The sequence below is a fragment of the Flavobacterium sp. WG21 genome (assembly GCF_000335775.1).
Lineage (GTDB): Bacteria > Bacteroidota > Bacteroidia > Flavobacteriales > Flavobacteriaceae > Flavobacterium > Flavobacterium tructae.
The window spans coordinates 30579-43612 of record NZ_AMYW01000013.1; the positions used below are offsets into that span (position 1 = coordinate 30579).

A 13034-nucleotide genomic window follows, 5' to 3' on the forward strand; every position below is an offset into this window, starting at 1 on the left:
CTTTATTTTTGCTTCTATAACTGTAAAGCAAAATAAAAATGAAAAGAATATTCTTGATTATTATAAGTCTTTTTGGGTGGATTACCTATGCTCAAACGGGGACCGTAAAAGGAAAAATAATTGACAAACAATCTGAAAAACCACTTATCGGAGTTGCTATAGTATTAATTGGCGATGAGAAAAAAAATGCCATTTCAGATGCTGAGGGTAATTTTAAATTAGCAAATATTCCGGTTGGCCGACAGAGTTTGAGTTTTAGCTTTGAGGGTTATGAAAATACTTCTGTTTCTGACCTGGATGTTACGACAGGAAAAGACAATCTGCTGACGGTTTCGATGATGGAGAAGTTTAATACACTGGATGAAATTGTAGTGACTTCGGGTTTAAGTAAAGCCAAACCCATTAATAAAATGGCGTTGGTATCGACTAAACAATTTACGACAGAAGAAGTCAATCGATATGCAGGAGGAAGGAGCGATGTGGCACGTTTGGTTTCTAATTTTGCGGGAGTTTCTACCGGAGATGACAGTCGGAACGATATTGTGGTACGTGGAAATTCACCATCAGGAATGTTGTGGAGAATAGAAGGAATGCCGGTTCCGAGTCCCAATCATTTTTCGACATTGGGAACGACAGGAGGCCCAATTTCGGCTCTGAATCCTAATCTTCTGGCTAATTCTGACTTTTTAACATCTGCTTTTCCAGCGGAATATGGAAATGCAATTGGAGGTGTTTTTGATCTGAGTTTCCGAAAAGGAAATCCCGATGATTATGAGTATATGATTAGTGCCGGAGCTTATCCGGGTGTCGAATTTATGGCCGAAGGTCCGCTTGGCAAAAAAGGAGGTTCCTTTGTAGCATCGGCAAGATACGGTTTTGTCGGGGTTTTAGGTTTAGCGGGTACAGATGCACAGCCTAATTACAGAGACATTAGTTTTAATGTAGATTTAGGAAAAAGTAAAATGGGTAATTTCTCGCTTTTTGGGATCTACGGAACATCGGATATCGATTTTTTAGGAGATAAAATAGATAAGGAAGATCCTTTTGCCGCGCAGGATGAAGATGCCTATGTTAAATCGGGGTTTGCTTCTTTTGGATTAAAACACAATTTGGAAATTGGAACAAAATCATATTTGAAAACAATTGTCGGTTTTTCAAATTCGAGCAACTCCTATGAGAATTTCCGCTATTATAATTTCAATACGCCCGCAGTAAATCGTTTGCCTTTTACGGATATTAGTAACAATGAAAATAGAGTTACTTTCTCGACTTTGTTCAATTCTAAAATTAATAAGAAGACAACTTTCAGAGCAGGTTTGCTTTTTGAGAATTATACGCTCGATGCTAAAATGGCTACCCGTGACAGACAACAGGACAATAACGGAGATGGTTATCCGGACTTTGTACAGCTCATAAACAATAATGGGAATTACAATATTATTCAGCCCTTTGCCCAGGGACAATTTCGTCTGACCGAAAAACTAACATTTAATGCAGGGATACACGGACAGTATTTTTCGATAAACAAACAGTTTGCTTTCGAACCCAGAGCCGCTTTGGCTTATGCAGTAAATCAAAGGAATACCATTAGTTTTGGTTATGGATTGCATCATCAAAGCGTTGCGGCTCCAATATTATTTCTGAATGAATGGGTAAATGGAAATCAGGTTCAGACTAACAAGAATCTCGATTTAGTTCAAAGTCAGCATTATGTTTTGGGTTATGATGTACGATTGGCCAGAAAGTGGAGAGGAAAAGTAGAAATTTATTATCAGGATATTAGTAAGGCAGGAGTTCAGTCCTTTCCAAGCAGTTATTCTACCTTAACAGAAGGTGCTGATTTTGGTTATTCAATTGATAAAACGTCTTTAGTAAGTAAGGGAAGCGGATACAATCAGGGGATTGAATTTACAGTTGAGAAATTCTTTAGTGAAGGATATTATGCTTTGTTTACTACTTCGCTTTTTGAAAGTAAGTATAAAGGGAGCGACGGTGTAGAACGTAATTCACCTTTTAATAATGGATATGTCATCAATCTGTTAGGAGGTAAAGAATTTAGAATAGGAAAAGCAAAGAAAAATGTCTTTTCTATTGATACCAAATTTACAACTGCGGGAGGGCGTTATTACACACCGGTTGATCTGGCTGCTTCCAACAATGCGGGTTATGAAATTAGGGATGATGCGAATGCCTTTAGCAAACAGTATGATCCTTATTTAAGGTTGGATGTGAAGTTTGGAATTAAATTTAACAGTAAAACAAAAAAGAGGTTTCATCAGTTTTATATCGATTTCCAGAATGTAACCAACCATACCAATATCTTTACGAAGGAGTATAATCGTTTAACGAATAGTGTAAATCAGAAGGATCAGATTGGATTCTCTCCTGATTTTGGATATAAATTTCAGTTTTAAAATTATTAAGAGTTTAGTTTACAGAACAAATGCAGACAAAAGATCACCTATTGTCTGCATTTTTCGTAGTTTAATATTCATTCCGGGTCTAATCGGGGATCAGTATTATAATTTTACAATTTCTACCCTGCGATTTTTTGCTTTATTTTCCTCGCTTGTATTCTCAACAATTGGTTTGTCAGAACCCCAGCCTTTTGTTTGTAGTCTTGAGGAATCTATTCCTTTAGAAGTTAGTGCCGCTTTTACAGTATTTGCTCTTTGTTCTGAAAGTTTTTTATTGTGGACTGCGTCGCCACTATTGTCGGTATGACCTTCAATAGCGATTTTAAGATTGGGGTTAGCCGTTAGCAATTTCTGAATCTCATCAATTATAGGTGCAGATTCTGTTTTTATAGTAGCCTTATCGGTATCGAAATTAATATACAAGGCGATGTGTCCTTTAGTATCAAGTTCTTTTTTTATGGCATCCGCTTTGATAAGAGAGGCGGTCATCTTAAAAGGTTTTGTTTCCAAAACCATCCATCCTGCCGAAACTGCATCGTCATACGGAGTAAGCTGAATCCAGATATTTCTGTCTGCACGTCGAATCAAATAGGTGGTGGTAATGGCATTTGCCATGAATCCGTAACCATTCATATATTTTACCCGATTGTTGTCTGGAATTGTATGTGAAGAATCTGCAGGAACTTTCATTTCAGAGATTTTTACTCCGTCCACACTTTTAATCAATTCATCTAAATTTCGTGCTACTTCGAGATCGCTATAAGATTTTCCTTCTTTTGCTTTAATTCTGGAATAGAAAATTTTTCCTTCCGGTTTTTCGAAATGATCTTTTACCCAAAAATAAGCAACGTCGTAATCAGCAATAGTGTTCTTTGAAGTGTCTTCGTAATTGTCAGGCAGATTAAAATATGGGAATGCACCGAGGCTTTTGTCTGAAATCGGAATCGAATTGATGTCAAATTTTTTAGCCGACGACGGTCCGGAAGTGGTTTCGGTAGCTGGGGGCGTTACAAGAGAATCTGTGGTATCCGTCACATCATTCTGCTTTTTGTTGGAATTACAGGCTACAATCATGCATGTAATTAGAAGTAATGTTAAAGCTTTGATTTTCATTTGGTTAGTTTTTAGAGAATCAAAGATAACAAAGCAAAGAGATTTTAACAAAGAAAAAGACTCCGTTTAATCGATTTTTTTTGAATGTAATGTTTTGAAAAAGTGATGGTTAATGTTGTTTCGGTTCTGTGTTTTGTGACAGATTGTTTGCCTTACATTTTATATGAAAGCAATTGGTCAGTCGCTATTTTATTTTTTAGAAAAGCTCTAATTGAGTAGGAAGTAGCTTAAAAGACATTCGATGGTATTTTGTTGTGCCGTATTTTTTAATGGCTTCGCGGTGTTCCGTTGTTGGATAACCTTTGTTTTTTTCCAATTATACATTGGGAACTCTTCATGAATTTTATCCATGTATTCATCGCGATACGTTTTAGCAAGAACCGAAGCTGCTGCAATACTTAAAAATTTTGCATCTCCTTTTATGATACTTTGATTAGGGATTGATTTTAGTAATTCGATTTCAGCTGTAGAAAATTGTTTTCCCACAGTATTCCTTAATCCCAGTTTTGCATTCAGGGATCGGTTTCCGTCAACAATAATAAATTCAGGTAGGGTGGTTAACTTTAAAACGCATTCCTGCATACCCTTCATCGAAGCATTCAGGATGTTTATTTCGTCAATTTCATCAGGCAGTAAATGTGTAACGGCAAAACTGATGGCCTGCTCTTCTATAATAGGTTTTAATAAGAATCGTGCTTTTTCAGACAATTGTTTACTGTCGTTTAAAATTTGGTTTTCAAAATTGGCAGGGAGAATTACGGCTGCTGCAGTTACCGGACCAGCCAGACATCCTCGGCCTGCTTCATCAGTTCCGGTTTCTAAAAGGTATCCTGAGAAGTTTTTTTGAAGCATTTTCTGAGTTTTTATATTCAAGGTCACAAATATTGTGATTTTTTTTAAGAGTGCTGAAAAACTTTTTTAAATAATAGCTTGGATTTGCGAAAAAGAAAATAAAAGATTCAATTTTTAAAGGGTTCATAAAAGGGTCCGTTGTTTTTTAAGAGGCTTGCTTTTTCGTGGGTTCAAGTGTTAAAACTCTGTTAAGTGTTAAATTTACATAAATTGATGTTTTTAGCATAAATTAAGGAATATTGCTACTAAAAAGTATATAATCTAAATAAATTGTGATAGATCTTAGTAGATGTTTAGGAATTTAGGCTAAAAATAAGTTAAAAAATTTTGGTGTTTTAAGAAATAATTAAGATGTTTGCGCCATACTAATTCAAAATAAATTAAAATGAAATTAAAATTTAAATGGATTTTTACGCTTGTTGTGGCGTTGTCTATGCAGTTTTCTTTTGCTCAGGAGAGAACTGTTACTGGAAAAGTCTCTGATAAAACAGGGGTGATTCCGGGAGTAAATGTTCTTGTGAAAGGATCTAAAGTAAGTACTCAAACTGATTTTGACGGAAGTTATTCCATAAAGGCAAAGACAGGTGATGTTTTAGTTTATTCATATGTTGGTATGAATAACAAACAAGTAACTGTTGGTTCTTCAAATTCAGTAAATGTAGTGCTGGAGTCAGAAGCTCAATTAATGAATGAAGTTGTAGTCGTAGGTTACGGTGTACAAAAGAGAAAGGAAGTAACTGGTTCGATCTCTAAAATTGCCGGAAGTGAGATTTCTAATCTTGTAACTCCGAGTTTCGAGGGAGTATTAGCAGGTAGAGCAACTGGAGTTCAGGTTGTAACTAACTCTGGTATTATTGGGGTAGCTCCAAAAATCAGAATTAGAGGTATTGCTTCTATTTCAAGTGGAACTGATCCATTAATTGTTGTAGATGGTATGCCTATTCTTTCTGGAGATATTGGGGGTTCAGCTAATACAAATGGATTAGCGGATATTAATCCGGATGATATTGAATCTTTCGATATCTTAAAAGATGGTGCTGCAACTGCAATTTATGGTTCCAGAGCTGCAAATGGAGTTATTTTGATTACTACAAAAAGTGGTAAAAAAGGAAGTTTAAAAGTAACGTACTCAACTACTTTTGGTGTAGCTAGTGCTGCTAAAAAATACGATGTACTACAAACTCCTGATTTCTTAGTTATTGCTAACGAAAAAAGAACGAATAGAGGACAAGCTCCTTGGGCTGTTGGAAGTACTTATAATACAGACTGGCAAAGTGCAGTTTTAAGAAACGCACCTCAAATGACTCACAATCTTTCTTTTAGTGGAGGTTCTGATAAAACTAAATACTACTTATCTCTTGGATATACAGATCAGGAAGGTATCAACTTGGCGAATGGTATGAAGAGATATTCTGTTAGAGCAAATATCGATCAGGATGTTAATAGATGGTTAAGTGTAGGTACAAATTTAAGTGTAACCAGAACAGAGTACAATGGTTTGAATACTAGTGCAAGTGGACTTTCTGGAAACATTTTCAACACGATCAGACAGTTACCTAACGTTCCAATTTATGATGCAGCTAATCCAACTGGATATAACATAACTTTACCATTATCTACTAACACAGTTGGAAAATGGGATAATACGGATCCGGTAGGAGATAACATTACTAATATCGTGTATGCTTTAGATCACAATAAATATTACTCTAAAGTAAACAGAACATTATTGAATGTTTTTGCAAATGCTAAAATTACTTCAGACTTAAGTTATAAACTTCAGGTAAGTGCCGATAATTCAATCACTGGTGGATTCCAATACTGGAACCCGGTTCATGGTGATGGTCGTTCAAGAAATGGTTATTTAATCAATGATAATACAGAGTATTTAAGATGGAACTGGCAAAATATCTTAAACTATAAAAAGACTTTTGCAGAAAATCATAATATTGGTATTACTGCTGTAGCGGAGTATCAAAAACAAAGATATCAATACTTCTTTGGACAGGGAAGTGATATCATCAGTGATTTTTATGACAAAAACCTTGTTACTAACTCATATATAACTAAAGATTCTGGAGGGTCTATTACTGAGAATGGTATTATGTCTTACTTAGGACGTTTCACTTATAACTATAAAGAAAAATACTTCCTTCAGGGATCGATCAGAAGAGACGGTATTTCTAAATTAGGTAAAGATAAAAGATGGACTAATTTCCCTGGAGTTTCTGCAGGTTGGACAGTTTCTAAAGAAGATTTCATGCAGCCTATAAGCAATACACTTTCTGATTTTAAACTTAGAGCTTCTTATTCTAAAGTTGGAAATACTGAAATTGGAAATTACCCGTACATGGATTTAACAGCTCCGTCACCTTACGGTCCTACAAATGGTATTGGTTACTTTCAGTTTGGAAACCCAACACTTCAGTGGGAATCTAGTGAGAAAATCGATTTTGGTGCTGATTTAGGTTTGTTTAATAACAGATTGACAATTGGATTTGATTACTACAGAAATAATATTGACAAGTTAATTTTAGCCGTACCGGTTTCTCCTTCTTTGGGTATTCCTTTTAATACAACAAATAAGAATATTGGTAAATTGTACAATGAAGGATATGAGTTTGCTGTAAGCTTTAAAGCGATCAATAATGAGAATTTTAAATGGGATGTATCTTCTAATTTAACATTGTCTAAAAACGTTGTAACTAATTTAGTAGACGGTCAGGATATTATTGGAGGTACTTCTGGAGACACTAATATTGCTCCTAACTTAATTCTTAGAGAAGGAGAGTCTATGAACTCATTGTACGGATTTAGATATTGGGGAGTTAACAAAGCAAATGGTAACCCAGTGTACTACAAAGCTGATGGAAGTTTAGTACAAGGAAATTTACCAGGTTCTACTTACTCAGTTTTTGATCCAAGTAATCCTGCAGCAGCTGGTGCAGCGGCAACATTAGTAACGGCTGATAAAACTATTTTAGGAAACACGCTTCCTAAATATTACGGATCAGTTAGTTCAAGCATGAAATATAAAAATATTGATTTTGGTTTCATGTTCAGATTTAGTGGAGGAAATAAAATCTTTAACTCTACCAGAAGAGAATTAATGAATACAAACTTTAATAATAACGGAACAGAAATTTTAGGAAGATGGCAAAGTGTTGATAATCCTGGAGACGGATGGACGCCAAGATTATATGCTAGTTCTAATACTTCATCAAATCTTTCGGGAAGTGCTACTACTCGTTTCGTTGAAAAAGGTGATTTTATTTCCCTTGATAACATTAGTTTTGGATATACATTGCCAAAATTATTGTTAGACAAAATCAAAGTGGACAACTTTAGAATCTTTGTTCAGGCACAAAACATTTGGTTGATCTCTGATTATAAAGGTATTAACCCGGAGATGGAAACGTCAGGAGTTGATGTTAATGGTACTCCTCGTTCAAAAGTGATATCAGTGGGTCTTAATGTAAGTTTATAAAATAAAAAATATGAAAAATATAATAAAATCAATTTTACTAACTGTAGCGGTCTTAGGACTGAACTCATGCTCAGAAGATAAGATATTAGATCTTGTTCCTGTAAATAACGTTCCTACAGATGTTGCTTTTTCAACGCCTACTTATATTGAAACATATATGAATGGTGTTTACAATGCAGCTGCAATCGGTACTTATAACAGTGGAACTTCAAACGGTGGTAGAGGTTATGTTTGGGGTGCTGCTTTTGTGGAGCAAGGAGAATGTATGGGAGAAGATGTTGTAAACAATGCAACTTTTTATCAACTTACATATACTCAGACTTATGATCCTACATCAGCTAACAATGTGTATTACTGGGTTGATGGTTACAGACTAATCAATAGATGTAATTTAATGATTGAAGGTACAACTGAAGCTGTTGCGAAAGGTATCATTACGAAAGCAGTTGGTGATGATTATATCGGACAAGCTAAGTTTTTAAGAGCAATCACACATTTCGAGTTGTTGAACTACTTTGCTAGACCTTATTACTTTACTGCTGGTGGTACTCATCCAGGTATTCCTTACAGAGAAGTTGGTGTTAATACTCAGGCAGAAATTGATTCAGAAAATGCAAAGCCTAGAAATACAGTTGCTCAATGTTACGACAAAGTAATTGCAGATTTAAATGATGCTGAAAGCTTAATTGTATCAAATGGATTTAATAATGGTCTTAGAGTTGTAGCGAAAGCAACTAAATCTGCTGCTATTGCTTTCAAAACGAGAGTATATCTTCAAAAAAGAGACTGGGCGAATGTAATTACTGAAGGTGTTAAGCTTAATGGTTTGTATACTTTGACTGCTAAACCTAATGATGTATTTGTTCCAGCGAGTAACCTTTCTAATACAGAATCTATTTTCTCTATTCAGCATTCAGCTACTGCTAACCCAGGAGTTAATGCAGGATTAGCTAGTATTCTTAATGCTAGAGCTTTAGTAAATATTAGCCCGATTATTTGGAGAAATACTAAATGGTTAGCTGATGATAAAAGAAGAGAAGAGGGAGTTATGATTAAAACCGTAGCCGGAAGAAAATATACCAATAAATATTCAGATGTTACAAACTTAACTGATGCCGCTCCGGTTATTAGATATGCTGAGGTAGTATTGAATATGGCTGAGGCTCAGGCTCGTTTGTCAAACACTACAGTAGCTCTTAATTTATTGAATTCTGTAAGAAACAGAGCGTTGGCTAATCCGGTAGCAACTCCGGCCAATCCAGTTGGACAGGCTTATACTGCTGCTTCTTTTGCTACACCTGCTGATTTGGTTGCTGGTATTCTTGTTGAAAGAAGAATCGAATTTTTAGTAGAAGGACGCAGATGGTCTGATATTCACAGATTACAAGGAGATCCAATAGCAAGTGTTGCAATTAATGGTATCCCTGCGAAATTGGCTAATGCTGCACCTGCTGCTGCTTTATATACTTTAGGAACACCTTATACAGGTCCTTATGGAGTTCCGGCTCTTCCTTATGCAGATTATAAATTTATCTGGCCAATACCACAAATTGAAATGAATACAAACCCAGGTTTAGGACAAAATCCAGACTGGTAGGATTACGATAAATATTTTGATTTTTTTTGAAAGCCCCCAATCATTTTTTTGATTGGGGGTTTTTGTTTTAATAATTTGGTTTGAAAAAGAATCCAGATAACAATGATTTGTTTTTTTATACGTTTTTATCTTTTACCTTTGCTTGATAAATTTTATCCAAATAATTACCTATAAAACAATCAAATGAGAATATTCATTTTTCTATATCTTTTAGTTGTACCAACTTTATTATTTTCTCAGGAAAAAACGACTTCTAAAAATAGTTTAGACATGAATACTAAATATTCGAGTATAACGGATACGGTAAAAAAGAAAAAAGCTAAGATCGCTACCATAGATCAATATCAAATTATCACATTGGAACACGATACGACATATGTAGATACTTCGTTAACCTTAAAAAGTGCTTATAAACAAAATCATCTTAGAAAAGACGATTTCGGACTTTTGGCTTTCTCGAACATCGGACAAACATTTAATACATTACAATACAGTCTGACCAGTTTTTCTCCTTATCCTGAAATTGGTTTTAGTGGTAAACATTTTAACTATATGCAGGCCGATCAGATTAATTATTATTCGGCAGCTACTCCTTTAACAGAATTGTTCTTTAATACTACCATTAATAAAGGGCAAAATGTTGACTCCTTTATTACCTTAAACACCTCAAAAAACCTTAATTTTTCTATAGCTTATAAAGGGCTGCGTTCAGAAGGAGATTATATCAATCAGCTGGTAAGTGCCGGAAATTTTAGGTTTACAACGAGTTATGCTACAACGGATAAAAGATATGCTATAAACGCACATTATACGTATCAGGATATTTCTAATCAAGAGAATGGCGGGATTACGACACCCACAGATTTTGAAAGTGACAATAAGGATTATAAAAACCGTCAGAGATTACAAGTGTATCTTACAGATGCAAAATCCTTTTTAAAAGGAAGACGCCTGTTTTTTGATCATGCTTTCAGAGTAAATCCAAAAAACGGAAACAATAATTTATATGTAACACATCAGTTTAATTACGAAAATAAACTTTTTGAATACACTCAGGCAACACTAGCTTCAAATATTGGTAATGGGACGGCATTTCAACGCTTTGGAGATTCGTATGTTACAAGTGGTATTAACGATAAAACGAAATACGAAAGACTCTACAATAAGGCAGGACTTACTTACGAAAACTCCCTTTTAGGAAAATTTAATTTTTTTGTAGACGATTACCGATCCAATTACGAGTACGGAAGAATTATTATTAGAAAAGACAAAACAGTTGTACCGGATAATTTATTTGTACAAATTAATAATTTCGGAGGTCAGTACGAATACCAAAAAAATAAATGGAACGGTCGTTTTCTGTATTCCAGATCGATTACAAACCAGTCACTTTCTAACTTAGATGCGAAACTAAGATACGATATGAATGATAAAATTCAGTTTGATTTCAGATATCGTAACATCAATAAATTACCAAACAACAACTTCAATTTATACCAAAGCAGTTACACAGAGTACAACTGGTCGCATAATTTTAAAAATGAAAAAATTAACTCGCTTACTGCTAATGTGTCAACACCTTGGTTAAATGCAGAAGTTCAATATACCGTTTTAAACGATCATCTTTATTTTAGAGATAAATCTACTGATGCTCAGGCAGCTGCACATATTCAGATTATTGAGCCGGCTCAATATGGGAATGCGATTAATTATCTGGAAATTAAAGCAAGCCGTGAGTTTAAATTTGGCCGATTTGCCTTAGACAACACACTTTTATACCAAAAGGTAGGTCAGTCAGATTTGATTCTTAATGTACCTGATTTTGTGACCAGAAATACCTTCTATTATTCAGGTTACTTTTTTAAGAAAGCATTGTACATGCAATCCGGAGTTGTATTCAATTATTTTACAAAATATTACGGAAATGACTATAATCCGGTTGTAGGAGAGTTTTTTGTTCAGAATGATAAAAAGATTGGCGGTTATCCGTTATTCGATCTTTTTTTAAATGCCAGAATTCGTCAGACCCGCTTTTATTTTAAAGCAGAACACATAAACGCATTATTCTCAAAAAGCGATTATTATTCAGCACCTAATAATCCCTATCGTGATTTTGTAATCCGATTTGGTTTGGTTTGGAATTTCTTCCAATAAGATTAGGCGCTTCATAGATTAAAAACCAAATATTAAAATTCAAATAGAAATGGACTTTTCAAAAAACATTTTAGAAACAATAGGTAATACACCATTGGTAAAACTCAACAAAATTGTTGCTGAAATAGATGCACTGGTATTGGCAAAAGTCGAAACATTTAATCCCGGAAATTCTGTTAAAGACAGAATGGCTGTGAAAATGATTGAAGATGCAGAGGCAGATGGCCGATTAAAACCGGGAGGAACTATTATTGAAGGGACTTCAGGAAATACAGGAATGGGATTAGCACTTGTAGCGATCATTAAAGGCTACAAATTGATCTGTGTAATGTCTGACAAACAGTCGAAAGAAAAAATGGATATCTTACGTGCAGTAGGAGCTAAGGTCGTAGTTTGTCCTACTGATGTTGAGCCTACCGATCCACGTTCTTACTACTCGGTTTCAAAACGTCTGGCTAGTGAAACGCCAAATTCATGGTACGTAAATCAATACGATAACATGTCTAATGCATTGGCGCATTATGAGCAAACCGGACCGGAAATCTGGAAACAAACTGATGGAAAGATTACTCATTTTGTAGTGGGAGTAGGAACAGGAGGAACTATTTCGGGAGTTGGGAAATATTTAAAAGAACAAAATCCAAATATTAAAATCTGGGGAATTGATACCTATGGCTCTGTTTTTAAAAAATACCATGAAACCGGAATTTTCGACGAGAATGAAATCTATTCTTATATCACAGAAGGAATCGGGGAAGATATTTTACCTAAAAATGTCGACTTCTCTTTAATTGACGGATTCACCAAAGTAACAGACAAAGATGCGGCAGTTTACACCAGAAAAATTGCTTTGGAAGAAGCTATTTTTGTTGGGAATTCAGCAGGAGCCTGTATAAAAGGGTTGTTACAGTTAAAAGAGCATTTCAAACCGGACGATGTTGTAGTAGTGTTATTTCATGACTCAGGAAGCCGTTATGTAGGTAAAATGTTTAATGACGACTGGATGCGCGAACGTGGTTTTCTGGAAGAAAATGTAACAAAAGCAGAAGACGTTATTAAGGATCATATCGATAAACAATTAATTGTTGTTCGTACCGAAGAATTAGTTTCTCATGCCATCGAACGTATGCGTAAGTATAAAATTTCACAAATTCCGGTGGTAGATATCAATGGATTTGTTGGATCTGTCGACGAAACGGATTTATTCAGAAGTTACGTTGCCGATAAAAACGTTGCCGAAAAACCGATTAAAGAAGTAATGGGGAAACCTTTTCCAATCGTAAAATTAGGAACACCAATTGAAGAAGTTTCTAAGCTGTTTACAAAAGAAAATGATGCCGTTTTAGTAGATCTTGGAAACGGAAGCCATCATATTATTACAAAATATGATATCATTGGATCAATAAAATAAGAC

Annotated in this window: 7 protein-coding genes; 5 read left to right on the plus strand and 2 right to left on the minus strand. The window is 35.0% G+C overall.

The genetic code is table 11. The features are described 5' to 3' along the window. The first annotated feature begins 38 nt into the window (after positions 1-38). The gene (locus C245_RS0111290) at positions 39-2414 is read left to right on the plus strand and encodes a TonB-dependent receptor (protein ID WP_017496708.1); all 2376 of its coding nucleotides are present in this window, start codon (positions 39-41) and stop codon (positions 2412-2414) included. Between the two features lie 105 nt (positions 2415-2519). On the opposite strand, the gene C245_RS0111295 is transcribed toward C245_RS0111290, so the two are convergent. Both C245_RS0111295 and C245_RS22955 read right to left on the minus strand, forming a co-directional pair. Beyond that, positions 2520-3530, minus strand: a complete 1011-nt coding sequence (locus tag C245_RS0111295) for an OmpA family protein (RefSeq protein ID WP_017496709.1) — start codon at positions 3528-3530, stop codon at positions 2520-2522. Between the two features lie 207 nt (positions 3531-3737). Continuing rightward, positions 3738-4382 (minus strand): ribonuclease HII, encoded by a 645-nt coding sequence (locus C245_RS22955; RefSeq protein ID WP_369770054.1) that lies wholly within the window; start codon positions 4380-4382, stop codon positions 3738-3740. 385 nt (positions 4383-4767) lie between these two features. Between C245_RS22955 and C245_RS0111305 the strand changes: the two genes are divergently transcribed. From C245_RS0111305 to C245_RS0111320, 4 genes are all read left to right on the plus strand, one after another. Further along, entirely contained in the window at positions 4768-7869 is a 3102-nt protein-coding gene (locus tag C245_RS0111305; protein WP_017496710.1) for a TonB-dependent receptor, read from the plus strand. Positions 7870-7879: 10 nt separating this feature from the next. Beyond that, complete coding sequence (locus C245_RS0111310) at positions 7880-9466, plus strand: RagB/SusD family nutrient uptake outer membrane protein (protein WP_017496711.1); 1587 nt, start codon at positions 7880-7882, stop codon at positions 9464-9466. A gap of 183 nt (positions 9467-9649) precedes the next feature. Then, positions 9650-11620, plus strand: coding sequence for a putative porin (locus C245_RS0111315; RefSeq protein ID WP_017496712.1), 1971 nt, complete (start codon positions 9650-9652; stop codon positions 11618-11620). Positions 11621-11669: 49 nt separating this feature from the next. After that, complete coding sequence (locus C245_RS0111320; protein WP_017496713.1) at positions 11670-13031, plus strand: pyridoxal-phosphate dependent enzyme; 1362 nt, start codon at positions 11670-11672, stop codon at positions 13029-13031. Positions 13032-13034: the final 3 nt, after the last annotated feature.